This window comes from Microbacterium trichothecenolyticum (assembly GCF_041938625.1).
GTDB classification, from domain to species: Bacteria; Actinomycetota; Actinomycetes; order Actinomycetales; family Microbacteriaceae; genus Microbacterium; species Microbacterium trichothecenolyticum_D.
The window spans coordinates 4020084-4038835 of sequence record NZ_CP169427.1 but is presented as its reverse complement, the minus strand read 5'-3'; the positions used below and the strand labels follow the sequence as shown (position 1 = coordinate 4038835).

At 69.8% G+C, this 18752-nt stretch carries 15 protein-coding genes; 7 read left to right on the top strand and 8 right to left on the bottom strand.

All coding sequences use genetic code 11. From position 1 onward, the window contains the following. Positions 1-44 precede the first annotated feature (44 nt). On the bottom strand, positions 45-1577 hold the full coding sequence (locus ACEYYH_RS18760; RefSeq protein WP_374975811.1) for an ABC transporter substrate-binding protein: 1533 nt from the start codon (positions 1575-1577) through the stop codon (positions 45-47). Between the two features lie 198 nt (positions 1578-1775). Here ACEYYH_RS18760 and ACEYYH_RS18755 point away from each other — a divergent pair, with 198 nt between their 5' ends. Both ACEYYH_RS18755 and ACEYYH_RS18750 read left to right on the top strand, forming a co-directional pair. Beyond that, positions 1776-2528 carry a TetR/AcrR family transcriptional regulator gene (locus tag ACEYYH_RS18755; protein WP_374975810.1) on the top strand — a complete coding sequence of 251 codons (753 nt, stop codon included), beginning with the start codon at positions 1776-1778 and terminating at the stop codon, positions 2526-2528. After that, on the top strand, positions 2525-4957 hold the full coding sequence (locus ACEYYH_RS18750; protein WP_374975809.1) for a glycoside hydrolase family 2 TIM barrel-domain containing protein: 2433 nt from the start codon (positions 2525-2527) through the stop codon (positions 4955-4957). Before ACEYYH_RS18755 ends, ACEYYH_RS18750 begins: the two co-directional genes overlap by 4 nt. Before the next feature lie 105 nt (positions 4958-5062). Here the strand turns inward: ACEYYH_RS18750 and ACEYYH_RS18745 are convergent, their stop codons facing one another. Together ACEYYH_RS18745 and ACEYYH_RS18740 are read right to left on the bottom strand one after the other, a co-directional pair. Beyond that, the gene (locus ACEYYH_RS18745) at positions 5063-6415 is read right to left on the bottom strand and encodes an MFS transporter (protein ID WP_374978260.1); all 1353 of its coding nucleotides are present in this window, start codon (positions 6413-6415) and stop codon (positions 5063-5065) included. Between the two features lie 5 nt (positions 6416-6420). Next, positions 6421-6894: a MarR family winged helix-turn-helix transcriptional regulator gene (locus ACEYYH_RS18740; RefSeq protein WP_374975808.1), complete on the bottom strand. Its 474-nt coding sequence runs from the start codon at positions 6892-6894 to the stop codon at positions 6421-6423. Positions 6895-7008: 114 nt separating this feature from the next. On the opposite strand from ACEYYH_RS18740, the gene ACEYYH_RS18735 reads away from it, so the two are divergent. The 5 genes from ACEYYH_RS18735 to ACEYYH_RS18715 all read left to right on the top strand — a co-directional run bounded on the left by ACEYYH_RS18735 (position 7009) and on the right by ACEYYH_RS18715 (position 12789). Then, positions 7009-7860: an alpha/beta hydrolase gene (locus tag ACEYYH_RS18735; RefSeq protein ID WP_374975807.1), complete on the top strand. Its 852-nt coding sequence runs from the start codon at positions 7009-7011 to the stop codon at positions 7858-7860. A 220-nt stretch (positions 7861-8080) separates the two neighbouring features. After that, positions 8081-9676: a glycoside hydrolase family 6 protein gene (locus tag ACEYYH_RS18730; protein ID WP_374975806.1), complete on the top strand. Its 1596-nt coding sequence runs from the start codon at positions 8081-8083 to the stop codon at positions 9674-9676. Between the two features lie 104 nt (positions 9677-9780). Continuing rightward, positions 9781-10830 carry a biotin/lipoate A/B protein ligase family protein gene (locus ACEYYH_RS18725; protein ID WP_374975805.1) on the top strand — a complete coding sequence of 350 codons (1050 nt, stop codon included), beginning with the start codon at positions 9781-9783 and terminating at the stop codon, positions 10828-10830. Continuing rightward, positions 10809-11714 (top strand): DNA-methyltransferase, encoded by a 906-nt coding sequence (locus ACEYYH_RS18720; RefSeq protein ID WP_374975804.1) that lies wholly within the window; start codon positions 10809-10811, stop codon positions 11712-11714. The genes ACEYYH_RS18725 and ACEYYH_RS18720 overlap by 22 nt, the downstream gene beginning before the upstream one ends. A gap of 88 nt (positions 11715-11802) precedes the next feature. Continuing rightward, positions 11803-12789, top strand: a complete 987-nt coding sequence (locus tag ACEYYH_RS18715) for an LLM class F420-dependent oxidoreductase (RefSeq protein WP_374975803.1) — start codon at positions 11803-11805, stop codon at positions 12787-12789. 96 nt (positions 12790-12885) lie between these two features. Here ACEYYH_RS18715 and ACEYYH_RS18710 read toward each other — a convergent pair whose 3' ends face one another. The 5 genes from ACEYYH_RS18710 to ACEYYH_RS18690 all read right to left on the bottom strand — a co-directional run bounded on the left by ACEYYH_RS18710 (position 12886) and on the right by ACEYYH_RS18690 (position 18673). Further along, on the bottom strand, positions 12886-14388 hold the full coding sequence (locus ACEYYH_RS18710; protein ID WP_374975802.1) for a carboxylesterase/lipase family protein: 1503 nt from the start codon (positions 14386-14388) through the stop codon (positions 12886-12888). Between the two features lie 49 nt (positions 14389-14437). Continuing rightward, positions 14438-15745 carry an MFS transporter gene (locus ACEYYH_RS18705; RefSeq protein WP_374975801.1) on the bottom strand — a complete coding sequence of 436 codons (1308 nt, stop codon included), beginning with the start codon at positions 15743-15745 and terminating at the stop codon, positions 14438-14440. Positions 15746-15884: 139 nt separating this feature from the next. After that, positions 15885-17075 (bottom strand): ROK family protein, encoded by a 1191-nt coding sequence (locus ACEYYH_RS18700; RefSeq protein ID WP_374975800.1) that lies wholly within the window; start codon positions 17073-17075, stop codon positions 15885-15887. 47 nt (positions 17076-17122) lie between these two features. Then, positions 17123-17914, bottom strand: a complete 792-nt coding sequence (locus ACEYYH_RS18695; protein ID WP_374975799.1) for a histidine phosphatase family protein — start codon at positions 17912-17914, stop codon at positions 17123-17125. Positions 17915-18007: 93 nt separating this feature from the next. After that, on the bottom strand, positions 18008-18673 hold the full coding sequence (locus tag ACEYYH_RS18690) for a TetR/AcrR family transcriptional regulator (RefSeq protein WP_374975798.1): 666 nt from the start codon (positions 18671-18673) through the stop codon (positions 18008-18010). Between the last annotated feature and the right edge of the window lie 79 nt (positions 18674-18752).

Sequence of the window (18752 nt, the reverse complement as noted above, 5' to 3'; positions counted from 1 at the left end):
GTCTCCCCGTCCGCCCGCGGAGCGCGAGCGGACGGGGAGAGGATTCAGTTCTTCGGCGAGAAGTCGAAGATCGACGGGTAGGCGTTAGTGGGCCAGAACTCGACGTTCGTGTTCGCGTCGGTCGCGTACGTGCCCTGGACCCGGAAGAACGGTGCGAACCAGGCGTTCTCGACGATCCAGGCGTTGAGATCCTTCGTCGCCTGCTCAGCCTCCTCCTGCGTGCCGTTCTGGATGGTCGAGATGTACTCGTCGACCTGCGGGTCCTGCGAGTGGAACGGGTTGAACGTGGCGTCGGGCGCGATCATGAAGTTGATCAGCTGCCAGTCCGGGTTCTGCTCGAGCGCCATCCACGTCGCCGGGTACTTCGGGGCGAGCATGTCGGTGATGAAGTTGCCGGTGCCGGGGTCGGTGTAGTTCACGGTGATTCCGATGTCGGCGAGCTGCTGGGCGACGAGGTCGAACGTGGTCTGGAAGGCCGGTGTCGACATCATGTCGATCGAGAACCCGTCCGGGTAGCCGGCCTCGGCGAGGAGTTCCTTGGCGCCTTCCGGGTCGTACTCGTAGGTGCTGTCCAGCGCGTCGTCGTAGCCGACCGACGTCTCCGGGAAGACCTGCTCGGTGACGGTGCCGTAGCCGGCCTGGAGCGCCTCGAGCAGCGCCTCGCGGTCGAACGCCATGTTGATGGCCTGGCGCACCTTCACGTCGGCGAGTTCGGGAGCCATCGTGCCGTTGCGGTCGAAGAGCAGCAGGCCGTGGAAGTCGAGCTCGTTGGACTCGATCGTCCAGCCGGATGCCTCGATCTCGGGGATCGTGTCGTTGTTCACGATCTTCGCGCCGTTGGCCTCGCCGGCCTTCAGGGCGTTGAGCGTCGCCGTCGGGTCTTCGATGACGTTGATGGTGAGGTTGTCGTACTTGACGGCATCCGCGTTCCAGTAGTCGGGGTTGGCCGTGTAGACGTAAGTCGTGCCGGTGACCGTCGAGGCGGTGTCGAGCACGTACGGGCCCGAGCCGATCGGCTCGGTGGCCGAGTCGGGGTCGTCGAAGGTCGACGGGGCCTGGATGAGGCCGGGGGCGATCGACAGGAGGTTGATCAGCGACGGGTCGGGCGCCGGCTGCGTGATGGTGACCGTGGTGGCGTCGACCGCCGCGAACTCCTTGCCGGCGAAGGTCGCGGCCTGCGGGGAGGTCCCGTCGCGGAAGCGCTCGAAGCTCGCCACGACCGCCTCGGCGTCCAGCGGCGTGCCGTCGGTGAACTCCACGTCGTCGCGGAGCGTCAGCGTCAGCACGGTGTTGTCTTCGTTGTACTCCCACTCGGTGGCGAGCCAGGGCTCGATCTCGCCCGCGGAGTTCTTCTGCAGCACGGTGTCGAAGACCGCCTGGAAGAACGGGCTCCGGTTGCCGTATTCGGCGCCCTGGCCGATGTCATAGCTCGTCGGGGCGACGATCGCGGTGAGCGTGAGCCGGTCTGCTCGGCCGGAGTCGCTTCCGCTCGACCCGTCGTCCCCGGCACCGGCGCAGCCGGTGAGGGCGAGAGCGGCGATCGCGATGGTGGCTGCTGTGGCCTTCCAACGGAACATCCTTGGTCCCTTCATCTGTGGCGATGCCCCTGCGGATCGCCATCTGGCGGGAGACGCTAACAGCAATTTCTAGTGAGCGCTAGGTTTTTGACACAAAAAACTAGCGAGCGCTAGGAATTCGTTATAGAACCGAAGGGAAGGACCCTGGCGGGGGCACCGATGGAGGTGCGCGAGACAGCCCGGGGATACGGTGAGACGATGACCGAGACCACTGCCGCCACGGGCCGCGGGGGAACCGCTCCCACGAAGGCTCGAAAGCCGCGTGGCGAGTATGCGAAGTCGAAGGAGACGCGTACCGCGATCCTCGATGCCGCGCTCGAAGTGTTCTCCCAGTCGGGCTACCGCGCCGGCTCGCTCCGAGAGGTGGCCGAGCGCGTCGGGATGAGTGAGGCGGGGCTCCTGCACCACTTTCGCAGCAAGAGCGCGCTGCTGCTGGCGCTGCTCGATCACCGCGACAACCTGTCGCGGGAACGCGTCGACTTCGATGTTCCCGACGGCGTGGAAGCGCTGCGGGCGCTCGCCGAGCTCGCGCGATTCAACGCTGCCCAGCCGGGAATCGTCGAGCTGTACACCACCCTGTCGGCCGAGGCGACGGCGCCGTCGCATCCCGCGCACGCCTATTTTGTCAACCGCTACCAGTACGTGCGCACGAGCGTGACCGGCTCCTTCGAGCGTGCGGCAGCCGCGGGGCGCCTCGTCGACGGCGTCGATCCGGGTCGCGCGGCGGTCGCGACGATCGCGCTGATGGACGGCCTGCAGGTGCAGTGGCTGCTCGACCCCGAGTCGACGGATATGGCCGAGGCGCTCCACGAGGTCTTCCGCAGCCTCATCCGCGGATACGACCTGGTCGGGATCGAGAACGCGCTCGACGTGATGGGCCCCCAGACCTCCCAGTCGTCGACCGCCTCCGACGGCGAGAGCTCCGCGGCGCGCGACGGAGCCGAGGCATGATCCGCGAGCCCTTCCTCGACGGCTGGACCGTCGGCCCGAAGCTCGGCGCTTTCGAAGCGCCCACGCCGGAGTCCGCGCCCCGGTCCGTCCGGCTGCCGCATGACGCCGTGCGCGACCTGCCCCGCTCGGCCGAGAGCGACCAGGGCGTGCACACGGGCTACGTCCCCGGCGGCGTGTTCGAGTATGCCAAGACCTTCGACGTGCCCGACGGCTGGCGCGACAAGACCGTGCGGCTGGAGTTCGAGGGCGTCTACCGCGACGCCGTCGTGTTCCTAGGCGGCGATGCCGTCGTGCACGAGCCCAACGGCTACAACGCGTTCGAGGCCGTGCTCGACCCGTATCTCCGCTACGGCGAGCCCAATCGCGTCACCGTGGAGGCGCGCGCGCACCGTGACAGCCGGTGGTATTCCGGCGCGGGCATCTATCGCCCGGTTCACCTCGTGGTCGCCGATCCCGTGCACATCCCGCTCGACGGAACGCGCGTCACGACGCCCGACATCGACGCCGATCGTGCCGTGATCGAGCTCGCGACGACGGTGCGGAACACCTCCCGCCACACGCGCATGCTCCGCCTCAGCTGGACCTTGGCCGCGCCGGACGGCTCCGACGTCGCGAGCGGCACGGCACCCGTGACGGTGCTTCCCGGTACCGACGGGGTCGCCCGCGTGCGGCTCGCCGTCGAGGATCCGCGGCTCTGGAGTGTCGACGAGCCCGCCTTGTACGAAGTGCGGACGACCCTCGCCGATGAGGGTGGAGAGCTGATGGACACGGATGCCGCGACCTTCGGCATCCGTCGCCTGCAGGTCGATGCGGCACGGGGGCTGCGCATCAACGGCGAGACCGTGAAGCTGCGGGGCGCGTGCGTGCACCATGACAGCGGACCGCTCGGAGCGGCGACCTTCGCCGCGGCCGAGGACCGGCGCGTGCACCTGCTGAAGGCAGCGGGGTTCAACGCGCTGCGAAGCTCGCACAACCCGATGAGCCGCGCGATGCTCGACGCGTGCGACCGGCACGGGGTGCTCGTGATGGACGAGCTCACCGACACCTGGACCCGCTCGAAGGTCGCGTTCGACGCAGCTCCGAGCTTCCCCGAGCGGTGGCGCCACGATGTCGCGGCGCTCGTCGCGAAGGACCTCAACCATCCCAGTGTCATCATGTACTCGATCGGGAATGAGATCCTCGAGCTGGCGACGCCCGCAGGCTCCGCCTGGAGCCGGCGCTTGGCCGAGGCGTTCCGCGAACACGACGACACGCGGTTCGTCACGAACGGCATCAACGGGATCATCGCCAATCTCGACCGGATGCGCGAAGCCGAGGGTGATGGCGCGAGCGAGGGCGAGCCGGCGGATCCGAACACCATGATGGCGACGATGGGCGACATGATGGCGCAGGCCAACGCGTCCGAGCTCGTGACCGCGTCGACGGAGGAGTCGGCGTCGGTGCTCGACATCGTCGGCTTCAACTACGCCGATTCCCGATATGAGCTCGACCGCGAGCTGTTCCCGAACCGCGTGATCGTCGGGTCCGAGACGTTCCCGTCGCGCATCGAGAAGATGTGGGAGCTCGTCGAGCGTCTCGACCACGTGATCGGCGACTTCACCTGGACCGGCTGGGACTACCTCGGCGAGGCCGGCATCGGCCGTGTGGACTACACCGACGAGCCGGGCTACGAGCCGACCGGTACCGCTGGACCGTACCCGCACCTGCTCGCCGGCTGCGGCGACATCGACATCACGGGCTTCCGCCGCCCGGTGTCGCACTACCGCGAGATCGTGTTCGGGCTGCGCACCGACCCGTACCTGGCGGTGCATCCGCCGCGGCACCACGGGCGCCCGACCGCCACGACGCCGTGGTCGTGGGACGACTCGGTGTCGTCGTGGACGTGGGATGCCGAGCCCGGCGCCCCGGTCACGGTCGACGTCTACGCGCCGGCGGAGGAAGTGGAGCTCCAGCTCGACGGCGTCCCGCTGGGTGTCGCCGCCGTCGGAGTCGAGCAGGCTTTCCGCGCGCGCTTCGAGACCGCGTACCGCCCGGGGGAGCTCATCGCCATCGCCCGCACCGCCGGTGCCGAGGTCGGGCGGGCGACGCTGCGCACGGCCGGCGAGGTGGGGCTCGCAGCATCCGTCGAGCAGTCCGAGATTCCGGTCGACGGACTCGGGTTCGTCGCGATCTCGCTGGCCGACGCCGACGGGGTCGTGGCGACGGAGGCCGACCGGCTCGTGACGGTGACCGTCACCGGCGACGCCGAACTCGTCGGGCTGGGCACCGGCCGCATCCGCAGCGAGGAATCCTTCGCCGGCCCGTCGGTCACGACCCACGACGGCCGCGCGCTGGCGATCGTGCGGCCGACCGGTCCGGGCACGACCACCGTGACTGTCGCGGCCGACGGCCTGGCTCCGGCCTCCGCGTCGCTGACGGTCCGCGCGTAGCTCCGCCTCCTCGTTCGTTCGTTCGCCACAGATGTACACGGATCGGGCCGAAACGCGTACATCTGCGGCGAACGAACACCGAGCGGCGGGGTTCGGGACGGCGGGTCAGCTGGCGCGGGCGCGGGCGCGGAGCTTGTCTTCCTCGTCGCTCGGAAGCACGCGGATCGGCGTCGTGCCGGCGACCTCGTCGCTGAACTCCTCGGGAGCGACGATCGTGAGCGGGCGCGTCTCGTCGAGCGTGAGGCGGAACCGCTTCTGCTCGTGACGGTGCAGACGGCCCGACCACAGCAGCCACGTGGCGCCGATCGCGAACGCGACGAAAGCGGCGACCGCGCCGACGAGGATCGCCATGCGCGGGCCGTACTCGGCCGCGACCCAGCCGACGATCGGCGCGCCGATCGGGGTGCCGCCCATCAGGATCGCCATGTACAGCGCCAGCACGCGGCCGCGCAGCACCGGGTCGGTGGTCGTCTGCACGTAGCCGTTCGCCGTCGTCATCATCGTGACGACCGCGAAGCCGGTGAACATGAGCGTGATCGCATACAGCCAGTACGTCGGCATGAACGCGGACACCACGGCCGCGACGCCGAACATCGCGGTGCCGATGATGAGGACGCGCAGTCGCGCGCGGTCGCGGCGGGCGGCCATCAGCGCCCCGGCCACCGAGCCGATCGCGAGGATCGAGCTCAGCAGGCCGAACCCGTCGGCCTCCTTGCCGAACTCGACCGCCATGGTCGACGCGAGGATCGGGAAGTTCATGCCGAACGCGCCGATGATGAACACCATCGCGAACGTCACGATGAGGTCGGGGCGGCCGGCGACGTAGCGGAACCCGTCGGCGAGGCGTGAGGACTGCGGCGCTTTCACGCGCGGTACGAGCTCGTGCGTGCGGATCAGCAGGAGCGCCCCCAGCATCGCGAGGAACGTCACCGCGTTGGCGACGAACACCCACCCGGTGCCGACCGCGACGATGACGATGCCCGCGACGGCCGGTCCGATCATGCGGGCGCCGTTGAACGACGCGGCGTTCAGTGCGACCGCGTTCGAGGCGTTCTCGCGGGCGACGAGGTCGGAGACGAAGGCCTGCCGCGCCGGGTTGTCGAACGCGGCGACGACACCGAGCGCGAGCGCGAACAGGTACATGATCGGCAGCGTCATCACGCCGGCGAAGATGAGCACGCCGATCGCGACGCCGAGAAGCAGCAGCAGGCTCTGGGTGACGAGCAGCAGCTTGCGACGGTCGAAGCGGTCGGCCACGAGTCCGGTGACGCCGACGAGCAGCAGCGGCGGGGCGAACTGCAGCGCCATCGTGACGCCCATCGCGGCCGCGTCGTTGTCGGTGAGCTCGGTGAGGACCACCCAGCTGATGGCCGTGGACTGCATCCACGCGCCGATGTTCGACACCAGCGCGCCGATGAACCAGACGCGGTAGTTGAAGGCGGAGAAGGACCGGAACATCGCGCTCATCGGGCCACCATCCGCTCCATGATCTCGGCGGCGGCGGCGAGAATCTCGCGCTCGGCCGGGGTGAGCTCGGCAAGGGTGGCTTCGACCCACGCGTCGCGACGACGGGCGGTCTCCTCGACGACCGCGATGCCCTCGGGGGTGAGGGAGATCACGACCTTGCGGCCGTCGCGCTCGTCGGCGCCGCGCACGATGTAGCCCGAGTCCTGCAGGCAGTTGACCGTGCGGTTCATCGACGGGGCTGAGACGCGCTCACGCTCGGCGAGATCGCCGAGCGTGTGCGGGCCGTGCACCTTGAGCGCCGCGAGCACGGCGAACTGTCCGTCGCTCATCGAGTCGACGGCGCGCTGCGTGCGCATGCGGCGGGCGAGGCGGAACGTCGCGATGCGCAGCTGCGAAGCGGCGGGGGAGAGGTCTGCGTGAGCGCCGGCGTCGGGGCCGGTGTCTGAATCTGAAGTCTCGTTGCTGCTCATCCGGTTAGTTAGCATAGCTCATTAGTCTTGCTAAAGAAAGTTCGGACGGGACGGATGCTGCGTCCTGGACGTCCTGCGCCGGGCGGCGGCATCCGTCCCCCTAGACTTCTGCGCATGCCCGAGTACACCGACGCGTACGGCGTCACGATCGTCTACGACGTCCACCCGGCGAAGACGGGACCGCGGGGTGTGGTGCAGCTCCTCCACGGCGTCGGAGAGCACGCCGGGCGATACACCGCCCTCGTCGACGCCCTCACCGCGGACGGGTTCACGGTGTATGCCGACGACCACCGCGGCCACGGCCGCACCGGCATCGGCCAGCACAAGGGCGACGCGTCGAAGCTCGGGCAGCTCGGGCCCGGCGGCCTGCGCGCGACGATCTCGGGTCTGTGGCAGTTCACGCAGCAGATCCGCGCCGAGAACCCCGACCTCCCCCTCGTGCTGCTCGGGCATTCGTGGGGCTCGTTCATGTCTCAGAAGCTCGTCAACGACCACCCCGACGCCTACGACGCACTGGTGCTGTCGGGGTCGTCGCTGCTGTGGCCGGGCTCGCTCAACTCGGGAGATCTCAACAAGCCTTGGAACGGCCCGGGAGCGACGGGCGTCGAATGGCTCTCATCCGACCCGAAGGTCGGCGAGGAGTTTCTCGCCGACGGCCTCACGACGCACGAGACGCTCCCGAAGCTGTTCGGTCCGCTCGACACCGTGCGCCTCCTCGGCAAGCCGCGCAAGAACCTCGGTGTCGACATCCCCACCCTGCTGATGGTCGGCCGCGACGACACCGTCGGTGGCCCCCGCAGCGTGCACCGTCTGGCCGACGCGTACCGCACGCGGTCGGGTTTCACCGACGTGACGACGCTCGTGTACCCCGACGCGCGCCACGAGATCTTCAACGAGGTCATGCAGGCCGAGGTCCGCGCCGACCTGCTCGCCTGGCTCGACAGGCACATCGCCGACCGCACCTGAGATCGCTGGGGCCTGTCCGATCAGGAGGTGCGACGGACCCCGCCGACGGCCTCGCCGTGCGGTCAGGCGCGGTGCGGTGCGGCGCGTTTGACGGCAGGTGGGCGCGTACGCCATTCTGGCCGCAGTGATCAGCGTGGGAGCGCTCCCATAGTGCGGCGTGGCCGACGTTGATGCTCCCCGGGCGACGGCGCCCGGCGGCCGAGAAGTCCAAGGAGGACACATGACTCTGGCACCCGCTCGACTCCGCGGCGGTCCGCCGACAAGACGGGCCCTCGCCCTCGGCGCGGCGGCTGTGCTGGTCGCCGCCCTCGCCGTGCCGCTGACGGTGACCGCGGCCGCCGCCGATGAGGGCACCGGCCTCACAGGCTCGGAGCTGTACGTCGATCCGTGGAGCACGACGCTCGAAGCGGCCCAGTCACTCAGCGGCCAAGCACGCGATGACGCCCAGCTGCTCGGATCGATCGCCTCGGCGACGTGGTTCACCGACGGCACGCCGGCCGAGGTGGAGGCCGGCGTCGACGCCGTCGTGACGGCGGCCGCCGCTCAGGGGCGAATGCCCGTGCTCGTCGCGTACAACCTCCCCTTCCGCGACTGCGCCCAGTACTCCGCGGGCGGCGCGGCCGACACCGCGGCGTACAACGCCTGGATCGATGGGTTCGCCGCAGGCATCGCCGGGCGCGACGCCACGGTCATCCTCGAACCCGACGGGCTCGGGGTCATCCCCCACTACACCACGCTCGACGGACAGGTCGAGTGGTGCCAGCCGGCCGAGGTGCCCGCGGACACAGCCGCGACCGACCGTTTCGCACAGCTGAACCACGCCGTCGACGCCTTCGCCGCACTTCCCGCGACCTCGGTCTACCTCGATGGCACGAACGCGGCGTGGCTCAACATCGGCGAGATCTCCGACCGCCTGATCAAGGCCGGGGTTCAGCGCACTGACGGGTTCTTCCTCAACACGTCGAACTACCAGTTCACCGCCAATTCGACGGCGTACGGCACGTGGGTGTCGCAATGCATCGCGTACGTCAGCGAGGTGAACTTTGGCGACTTCGGCTCGTGCGGCAACCAGTACTGGAACGGCGGTCCCGCGACTGACTGGCAGGGCGTCGGCATGTCGCAGTATGGCCAGTGGAGCCCGGATGCCGCGGACCCCGCTCTCAACACCTCAGGGGTGGACTCGCGCTACGCCGCGATCCTCGGTGCCACCCAGCCGACGACGCACTTCGTGATCGACACGAGCCGCAACGGGCTCGGAGCGTGGAACCACGAAGGAGCGTACGGCGACACGCACGAGGACTGGTGCAACCCGCCGGACCGCGGCCTCGGTTCGCGTCCGGACACGACCATCGACGTGCCGCTCGTCGATGCGTACCTCTGGATCAAGGTGCCCGGCGAGTCCGACGGCAAGTGCTACCGCGGCACCGCGGGTCCGACCGACCCCGAGCGCGGGTACGAGGACCCCGCGGCCGGCCAGTGGTTCACGCAGCAGGCGCGCGAGCTGATCGCGTCCGCCGAGCCCGGCATCGCGCCGCTGGACTGCCATGTGGACTGGGCGCCGACTCTCGACGGTGAATCCGCCGCAGTGCGGCTCTCGGGCGCGGTCGGCTCGCGTTTCGCGCTCAGCTTCGCGGCGCCCGACGGCCAGCGGATCACGAAGGCGACCCGCGCGACGGTCGCGCAGGACGAGGGGATCGTCACAGTGACCGGCGCCACCAAGCGCACGGGCAACGCTCCCGACACCGTCGTGCACGCGGACGGCGCGGTGGCGACGCCGTGGCAGTTCCTGCTCGACGGGCGCGCGTGCACGTCGTGACACGCGGCGCGCCGGTGTAGCCGGCACACGCCCGACGGCCGGCGCGACGGTGCCCGGTCGTCGGGCGGAGCGCGCCCCCGGCGCGCGCCAATAGGCTGAAACCCATGCACGGCGAATACAAGGTGCCCGGCGGAAAGCTCGTGGTGGTCGACCTCGAGGAGCGCGACGGGCGCATCGCGGACTTCCGCCTCGCGGGGGACTTCTTCCTCGAACCCGACGACGCGCTCGCCGACATCGACGCGGCCGTCAACGGGCTCCCCATCGAGTCGGATGTCGCGGCCATCGCCGCCGCCGTGCGCTCCGCACTCCCGGAGGGGGCGCAGCTCCTCGGATTCACTCCCGAGGCGGTCGGCACGGCGGTGCGCCGCGCGCTCGTGACCGCCCCCGGCTGGCGCGACTTCGACTGGGAGATCGTGCACGAGAGGCCGGTCTCGCCGCGCATGAACCTCGCCCTCGACGAGGTGCTCACCGGCCGTGTCGGCGACGGCCGCCGGCGCCCGACGTTGCGCATCTGGGAGTGGAACGAGAACGCCGTCGTGATCGGCTCGTTCCAGTCGCTGCGCAACGAGGTCGACCCCGAGGGGGCCGCGACCCACGGCTACGACGTGGTCCGCCGCATCTCGGGAGGGGGTGCCATGCTCATGGGTGCGAACTCGATCGTCACCTACTCGCTGTACGTGCCGGCATCCCTGGTCGCCGGCCTCACGTTCGCGGATTCGTACGCCTTCCTCGATGACTGGGTGCTGCACGCGCTGCGCGCCCTCGGCATCGAAGCGACCTATCAGCCGCTCAACGACATCGCCTCGCCCCAGGGCAAGATCGGCGGCGCCGCCCAGAAGCGCCTCGCCAACGGCGGAGTGCTGCACCACGCGACCCTCAGCTACGACATGGACGGCAACGTCATGACCGAGGTGCTGCGCATCGGCCGCGAGAAGCTCAGCGACAAGGGCACCACGTCGGCGGCGAAGCGCGTCGACCCGCTGCGGCGGCAGACGGGTCTGCCCCGCGAGGCGATCATCGCCAAGCTCGAGGAGACCTTCACGAACCTCTACGGCGCCGTCCCCGGGCGCATCACCGACGATGAATACGCCGAGGCCGAAGCCCTCGTGGCGTCGAAGTTCGCGACGGACGCATGGCTTCGCCGGGTTCCTTGACCGGGGCGACGGATGCTGCGCCCCCCGGCTCCGTCGAGATCCACCCCGGCGACAACCTCGAGGTCATCCGCGGCCTGCCCGACGCGTCGTTCACCCTGATCTATCTCGACCCGCCCTTCAACACCGGCCGCCCGCAGGAGCGGTCCATCGAGACCGCGCGGTCCGCAGCATCCGTCTCCCCATCTGAAGAAGCGATCGTGCGGCGGGGGTTCCACGGGCGCGAGTACGAGCGGATCCGGGGTGACCTGCGGGCCTACGACGACACGTTCGACGACTACTGGGGGTTCCTCGAGCCGCGGCTGCTCGAGGCGTGGCGGCTGCTCGCCGACGACGGCACACTGTACCTGCACCTCGACTACCGCGAGGCGCACTACGCGAAGGTGCTCATGGACGCGCTCGTCGGCCGCGAGCGGTTCCTCAACGAGCTCATCTGGGCGTACGACTACGGGGCGAAGACCCGCAAGCGATGGCCCACGAAGCACGACACGATCCTGGTGTACGTGAAGGATCCGAAAGCGTACTGGTTCGACTCGGACGCCGTCGACCGCGAGCCGTACATGGCGCCGGGGCTGGTCACGCCCGAGAAGGCCGAGCGCGGCAAGCTCCCGACCGACGTCTGGTGGCACACGATCGTTCCCACCACCGGGCGCGAGAAGACGGGCTACCCGACGCAGAAGCCTGAGGGCATCCTCCGGCGCATCGTCCAGGCGTCGTCGCGCCCCGGCGATCGGGTGCTCGACTTCTTCGCGGGCTCGGGCACGACCGGCGCGGTCGCGTCCGCGCTCGGGCGCGACGCGGTGCTCGTGGACCACAATCCCGACGCGATCGCCGTAATGCGCGAGCGGATGCCGCACGCCCGGGTATTCGCCGAACCCGGTCGGTGAGCGAACGCTTATACGCCGTCACACGCGGACAGACAAGCCTGCGCTGCGCCGGGCCGAGGCATCCGTCGATCGCCCTAGGGTGGGGACCATGCGCTTCGGAACCTTCATCCCCCAAGGCTGGCGATTCGACCTCGTCGGCATCGAGCCCTCGAGCCACTGGGAGGTGATGAACGGCCTCGCGCAGCGCGCCGACACCGGCCCATGGGAGTCGCTCTGGGTCTACGACCACTTCCACACCACCCCGGTCCACTCGGACGAGACCACCCACGAGGCGTGGACGCTCATGGCGGCGTTCGCGGCGTCCACCAGCCGCATCCGTCTCGGCCAGATGTGCACCTGCATGGGGTACCGCAACCCCGCCTACCTCGCGAAGGTCGCCGCCACCGTCGACATCGTCTCGGGCGGGCGCACCGAGATGGGCATCGGCGGCGGCTGGTACGAGCACGAGTGGGAGGCGTACGGCTACGGCTTCCCGCCGGTGCCCGAGCGACTCCGGATGCTGCGCGAAGGCGTCGACATCATGCAGCAGGCCTGGACCACCGGCCGTGCCACCCTCGACGGAAAGCACTACCAGGTGGACGGCGCGATCGTGCAGCCGCTGCCGCTGCAGGACGGCGGGATCCCCTTCTGGATCGCCGGCGGCGGTGAGAAGGTGACGCTCAAGATCGCGGCGAAGTACGGCGCGTACACGAACTTCGCGGGATCGGTCGAGGAGTTCGACCACAAGAGCGACGTGCTGCGCGGTCACTGCGAGGCGCTGGGTCGCGACTTCTCCGAGATCACGCGGTCGTCGAACTTCAACACGATCGTCGGCGCAACTGAGGCGGAGGCTCGCGAGCGCCTGTCGGCCGTCGTCGAGCGACTGCGCCCGCATGTCGGCGACGAGCGCGTGGCGAGGATCGAGCACGACTACCTCGAGTCGCCGGCCTTCGGCACTCCGGAGCAGGTGGCCGAGCGGCTCGCGGAGCGTTCCGAGCACGGCCTCGGCTACGCGATCCACTACTTCCCCGAGGCGGCGTACGACCTCTCCGGTGTCGAGCTCTTCGAACGCGAGGTCATCCCGGCGCTCTCCTGACGCACCGCACACACGAGAGGGTGGGTCCTCGCCGCTGCATCGGCGGGGACCCACCCTCTCGCGATTCCCGCGCTGCAGGGGCTGCGGGAGCCCGGGTCAGACGAGCGCTGCGATCGCGGCGTAACCGTGTGCGTCGACCTCGGGCGAGCCGGACGGGCCGCCGAACACGCGCGTCGTGCCGGGCGCCGACGACCACGCGCGCCAGCCGGGGTCGCCGTCGACGATCAGCCCGACGGCCGCCGCGTGCGTCTGGTCGGCGAGCGGCTGCGGCGGGTTCGGGCCGGTGAGCGGCTCGATCTGCACCGAGTCGAGGCAGTCGAACCAGAACGGCACGTCGATGCAGTGCACCGCCGAGCCGTTGACCGCTCCGGGCTGAGACGAGCGGAACGCGTAGCGGTACACCCACGTCGGGGCGGCGCCCCGCGCCCGTGCCGTGCGCACGACGGCGCTGCGGAACATGCGGTCGGTGATGTATCGGCCGAGCACGGCGGCGTGGCCGCGGGCGACGACGTCCCGGTTCGCGGCGACGTAGGCCTTGCGCTGCGCACCCTTGAGACCCGACCGGCCGAGCAGCAAGCCCAGCGGGATCCAGCGGAGCGTCTTCGCCTGCCCCGCGACGACCATCGAGAACTCGTCGTCCGTCGCGCCGAGCACGAGCGGCTTGTCGGCCCCGACACCTGCTGCGATCGATGCCATCGTGGGGCGGGTGAGGAGGTCGCCGTCGATCGACGGGCCGAGCAGCAGGCCGTCGTCGAGGAGCTTGGTGATCGCGTCCGGGCCCGCCACGCTCGTCGCCTTCTTCTGCGCCTCGATGATGCGCTCCTCCGGCACCGTCGACAGCGCCGTGCGCGTCGGCGTCACCCCGACCCGGGCGGCGACGTCCCGCCCGATCGCCTCCCAGCGATCGGCTGCCACGTCGGCCGTGGCGCCGGACAGCGCCCACACCGAGTGGAACAGGTGCTGCGCCGCCGGCATCCCGAGCAGCGTCAGCACCGCCCCGCCACCGGCGGACTGCCCCGCGATCGTGACGCGCGACGGGTCGCCGCCGAAGCCCCGGATGTTGTCCTGCACCCACTCGAGCGCCAGCAGCCAGTCCCGCACACCCCGGTTCGACGGCGCGTCCTCGATCCAGCCGAACCCGTCGAAACCGAGCCGGTACGAGATCGTCACGGTGACCACGCCGTCGCGGTTGAATGCGCGGCCGTCGTACCAGGGGCTCGCGGGCGAGCCGGCGAAGAAGCCGCCGCCGTGGATCCAGACGAGCACCGGGAGTGCAGCATCCGTCTCTCCCGGCACCGGCGTGAAGACGTTGACGTTGAGCGTCGACTCGCCCGGCACGGACGGCTCGGGGATGAGCGTCACGCCGGGGTCGCCGCGCTGCGCGGTGGCGCCGAACGCGAGCGCGTCGCGGACCCCCTCCCATGGCTCGGCCGGCACCGGCGCCGCGAACCGCAGCTCGCCGACGGGCGGCTTCGCGAACGGGATGCCGAGGAACGCGGCCGATCCGCCGGCGCCCGGCTCGCCCCGCCAGAAGCCGCGCACCCTTCCGGTGACGGTGTCGGCCTCCGCGTAGCGGGTGGTCGTGGTGGTCTCGGTCATGCACTCTCTCCTATCGCATGGTTCTTGATGTCTACCGTGGATCGGACGGCTACCGCACGCTCTTGATCGGGATGAGCGCGAGGGCCGCGAGCACCACGAAGACCATGCCGAACACGAACAGCGAGGCGTAGCCGCCGAACGCCGAGATGATCGCGAGCGCGATCACGGAGCTCAGCGCCTGCGGGATGTTGGTCGCCACGTTGAGGATGCCGAGGTCCTTGGCGGCCGCATCCTGGCTGGGAAGCACCTCGGTCATGAGTGCCGCGTCGCAGGCCATGTAGAGGCCGAAGCCGATGCCGTTGAGGACGCTCATGATGATCATGCCGGTGAGGTCGGGCATGAACAGCGGGAACGCAAGGGCGACGACCATGACGACGGATGCCGCGTAGATGAAGATCTTGCGGCGGCCGGCCTTGTCGCTCCACCAGCCCGACACGATGATCGCCGCGAGCGTGGGCACGAGCGACACGAGGGTCAGCGTGACGACGGCGCCCTGCGCCTCGCCGAGCGACATCCTGATGTAGTCGGTGAGGATGTAGAGCTGGAACGCGGTCACGACGAAGTACCCGAGGATGAGCAGGAGTCGCGCGGTGAACGCCCAGAAGAAGTCGGGGTGCTTGCGGGGGTTGATCCAGAACCCCGCGAAGAAGCGCGCCCAGCTCCACGGCTCGACCGCCGCATCCTTCGACGACCAGTCGCGGTTGAGGAGCACGAAGAGCACGGTCGCGACGACGACGATGATGCCGAAGACGCTGTAGCCGATTCCGATGCTGCTGCCCAGCGCACCCGCCAGCATGACGCCGAGGGTCATGCCCACCTGCGTGCCGATGCCGAACATCGCACTCGCGGCGCCGCGACGATCGCGCGGGAAGCGGTCGGGGGTGATCGCGGTCAGCGGGCCCTGCACGGCGTTGAGCGACACCTGGATGACGACCCAGAAGATCGCGATCCAGAACACGGTGTTCATCGCGCCGAGGCCGAAGAGGAACAGGGCGCCGATGATCGCCCCCGAGACCATCCACGGCGCGCGACGTCCGAACCGCGAACGGGTGCGGTCGCTCAGCGCGCCGACGATCGGCTGCGCGAACAGCGTGAACACGAACGAGATCGTCTGGACGATCGTGAGGTTCTCGGCCTTGTGGGCGGGGTCGAGCAGGTAGAGCTGCGAGGGGAGCAGTACCGCGATGAGTCCGCCGTAGGTGGCGAAGAGGGCGAGGGCGTTGATCAGGATGCCGGGCAGCAGCGCCTTGGACGGCGGCGGGCTGGCCGCAGGCTCGCCCGCCGCGGGCGGGGTATTCGCGATGGTGCCGGTGGAGGCGATCGCCGAGGCCGGATCGCCGGCGGGGTGCGTGGTCATGAGACTCCTCATCGTCGAGATGTCGGGTGCGGTGGTGAAACACGAACAGCGTTCGGCTTACAGTGTGGGACTCCACGGAAGAAAGTTCAAGTCCTGAATTATGTTGCGAGTGCCGCGGAATGCCACGTGGGCTCGGTGGTCAGATCGCGAGGGGATCGGCGAGCAGGCGCTCGCGGGCGCCGTGCTGCGCGCCGAGCAAGGCGGCGTCCGCGCCCAGCGTGCTGCCGATCACGCGCGCCGGCGTCAGCTCGGCGGCGTGGGCGATGTGGGGCTGGATCGCGCGGAACGCGGCATCCACTTCGCCCGCCAGTGAGGCGAGGTAGCCGCCGACGACGATGATGTCGGGGTCGACCGAGAGGGCGACGATCTGGAGCGAGCGCGCGATCTCCGCGGCGCCGGTGCGCCACGCCGTCGTGGCCGCGGGTACGCCCGCGCGGATGCGCCGGACGAACTCGTCGCTCGCGGCCGCGAGACCGGCCTCGGCGGCCAGCGCGTCGAGACCGGCCGCAGCGAACAGTTGGTCCGGACCGGCGACCGTGACGAGACAGCCGTGCTGGCCGCAGAGGCACAGGGCGCCGTCGGGGACGACCGGAAGGTGGCCCAGCGCAGCGCCGACGACGCGCGGCGAGCCTTCGTCGAACACGATGGCTCCGCCGATGCCCGAGTCGCTCTTGAGGTATAGAAGGGTGGCCGGCCGACCCGCGGACGCGTGTTCGGCGAGCGCGGCTACCTGGCTGTCGGGGAGGAGGCGAATCTCGCCGCCGGAGGCCTCGTAGGCTGCGACGACGGCCGATCGCGCACGCAGCAGACCGAGCAGGTCGACCTCTCCCCACTCGAGGTCGGTGTCGGCGAGCACACGCGGGGGAACACCCCCGACGGGTGCCCACACGACGACGCTCAGGTCGACGATCCGCCGCCCGGTGAGCGTCGCGCCCACCTCATCGAGGACGTCGGCCAGCACGCGCACGACGGCGTCGGGATCGCGCATCGGTCGGCCGTGGCGTCGTTCGACGCGGGCGAGCGTGGTGCCGTCGAGCGCCGCGGCGACGGCGGTGGCTTTGTCGGCGTCGAGCAGAGCGGTCAGTGTGCACACATCGTCGCCGGCGGGCTCGAGGTGCACGCGGGGTCTGCCGAGACCCTCGGCGGGGACGACATCGGCCTCGCGTACGAGGCCGGCGCCCAGGAGATCTGCGACGAGCGAGGTCACCGCGCCCCGGGAGAGACCGGTGCGCCCCGCGATGTCGCTGCGGGCGATCGCGCCGGCCTCGAGCACCTGCCGCAGCACCAGCCCGAGGTTGTGGCGTCGGACGTCGGGGGTGGCCAGGGGCATACGTGCATCGTAGATGTCGGGCGGGAGATGCAGCTCCCGCCCTGGGTTCAGCCGGCGTAGCTGGTGTCGTTGACCGACTTCACGGTCCAGCTGCCGGCCTTGTACTCGAGCAGGTTGACGGCGCCGTTCGCGATGCCGGTCGGCGGCAGCTCAGAGCCGAGCCCGTCGAGCACGCACGTGATCGACAGGCCGCTCGAGACGACGAGCACCTGGTCGTCGCGGTGCTTCGCGGCGTCGGCGGCGATCGCGTTCAGGCTCTCCAGCATGCGGGCGTTCACGTCGTCGCAGTCCTCGGCGGGCAGCGACGGGTCGGGGTTGATCTCCTTGATCACGCCGACGAGATCGGTCATGCTCCGGCCGCTCAGAGCCTCCTCGATCGACGAGACGCCGAGATGCGCCATGATCGGCGACCACATCTCGCCGTTCTCGGCTCCCTCGAAGGCGCCGAAGTTGATCTCGCGCAGGCCTTCGAGGCGCACCGGCTCGAGCTTCGAGCCCATGGCGTCGAGCATGAGGCTCGCCGTCTCGTAATGGCGGACCATGTCGGCCGAGTACGCCGCATCCATCCGTCCCTCACGCTCGCCGAGGTTCTCGCCCACGACCTCCGCAACGGCCCGGCCGGGAGCGGTCAGCGGCGAGTCCGACCAGCCCTGCACGCGGTCGAGCGTGTTGAGCACAGTCTTTCCGTGGCGAGTGAGGAACACCTGGACGGTGGCGTCCTTCTGTGCGTGGTCCGGCGGGGCGGCCTGCGCCTGCTGCTGCACGGTCCAGCCGCCCAGCAGTGACGTGCCCAGCACGATGCTCGCGGCGATCGCGAGGCGTCCGGTCGTCCGATTCATGTCATCTCCTTCGATGGGTTTCGCGGCCGGTCGACCGCGAGACTGAAACCTAGCGACGTTCGGTTTCAATTGCGAAGGAGGTTTGCGGAATCGTTACTTCGTGGCGCCGCCGTCGTCAGGGGTCGCTGCGGCCGGGGTGAGCAGCTCGAACAAGGCGCCCACCGTGGCGGCCATGTCGACGTCGGGCTCCAGCATCCACTGCAGCTGCATGCCGTCGGCGACCGCCTGGAACAGGCGCGCGATCGTCTCGGGGTCGAGCCGGTCGGTGATCTCGCCGGTCTCCTGCTTCGCCGCGACGGCCTCCGCGAAGAATCCGCGCAGACTCTCGCCGCGGGTGACGAAGAACTGGTGGGCCGGGTGCTCGGGATCGGCCGCGTCGACCGACAGCCGGGCGAACAGGTGCACAAGGCCGGGGACGTCGGCGTTGTGGCGGATCACATCCAGGTAGCCCGAGCGGATATCGAGCGGCTCCGTGCCTTCGGCTGCGATCAGTCCGTGCTGGAGGTCTCCGCCGAGGCCCTGCCCGACGGAGTCGAGCTCATCGCGTTTGCGGAGGATCTCGGTGAAGAGCTCCTCCTTGCTGTCGAAGTAGTGGAGGAGTCCGGCCTGGCTGAGACCGACGGCATCCGCCAGCTCCTTCACCGAAGCGCCGCGATAGCCCTCGCGGGCGATCACGTCGAGTGCGCGCGTGAGGATCTCTTCGCGCTTTGCGACGCCCTTCGCGTAGGAGCCCCGTCGCCCCGTGCCGCTCTCTGTCATAGGGAAAGTAAACCCGAACATCGCTTGATTTCTCAAAACCAAATGACATAAGGTTTTGGTTCGAGCGCTCACTGCGGAG

Bases quoted from the DNA above. Each gene is read 5' to 3' on its own strand.
- ACEYYH_RS18760 (WP_374975811.1), bottom strand. From the start codon at position 1,577: ATGTTCCGTTGGAAGGCCACAGCAGCCACCATCGCGATCGCCGCTCTC.
- ACEYYH_RS18755 (WP_374975810.1), top strand. From the start codon at position 1,776: ATGACCGAGACCACTGCCGCCACGGGCCGCGGGGGAACCGCTCCCACG.
- ACEYYH_RS18750 (WP_374975809.1), top strand. From the start codon at position 2,525: ATGATCCGCGAGCCCTTCCTCGACGGCTGGACCGTCGGCCCGAAGCTC.
- ACEYYH_RS18745 (WP_374978260.1), bottom strand. From the start codon at position 6,415: ATGTTCCGGTCCTTCTCCGCCTTCAACTACCGCGTCTGGTTCATCGGC.
- ACEYYH_RS18740 (WP_374975808.1), bottom strand. From the start codon at position 6,894: ATGAGCAGCAACGAGACTTCAGATTCAGACACCGGCCCCGACGCCGGC.
- ACEYYH_RS18735 (WP_374975807.1), top strand. From the start codon at position 7,009: ATGCCCGAGTACACCGACGCGTACGGCGTCACGATCGTCTACGACGTC.
- ACEYYH_RS18730 (WP_374975806.1), top strand. From the start codon at position 8,081: ATGACTCTGGCACCCGCTCGACTCCGCGGCGGTCCGCCGACAAGACGG.
- ACEYYH_RS18725 (WP_374975805.1), top strand. From the start codon at position 9,781: ATGCACGGCGAATACAAGGTGCCCGGCGGAAAGCTCGTGGTGGTCGAC.
- ACEYYH_RS18720 (WP_374975804.1), top strand. From the start codon at position 10,809: ATGGCTTCGCCGGGTTCCTTGACCGGGGCGACGGATGCTGCGCCCCCC.
- ACEYYH_RS18715 (WP_374975803.1), top strand. From the start codon at position 11,803: ATGCGCTTCGGAACCTTCATCCCCCAAGGCTGGCGATTCGACCTCGTC.
- ACEYYH_RS18710 (WP_374975802.1), bottom strand. From the start codon at position 14,388: ATGACCGAGACCACCACGACCACCCGCTACGCGGAGGCCGACACCGTC.
- ACEYYH_RS18705 (WP_374975801.1), bottom strand. From the start codon at position 15,745: ATGACCACGCACCCCGCCGGCGATCCGGCCTCGGCGATCGCCTCCACC.
- ACEYYH_RS18700 (WP_374975800.1), bottom strand. From the start codon at position 17,075: ATGCCCCTGGCCACCCCCGACGTCCGACGCCACAACCTCGGGCTGGTG.
- ACEYYH_RS18695 (WP_374975799.1), bottom strand. From the start codon at position 17,914: ATGAATCGGACGACCGGACGCCTCGCGATCGCCGCGAGCATCGTGCTG.
- ACEYYH_RS18690 (WP_374975798.1), bottom strand. From the start codon at position 18,673: ATGACAGAGAGCGGCACGGGGCGACGGGGCTCCTACGCGAAGGGCGTC.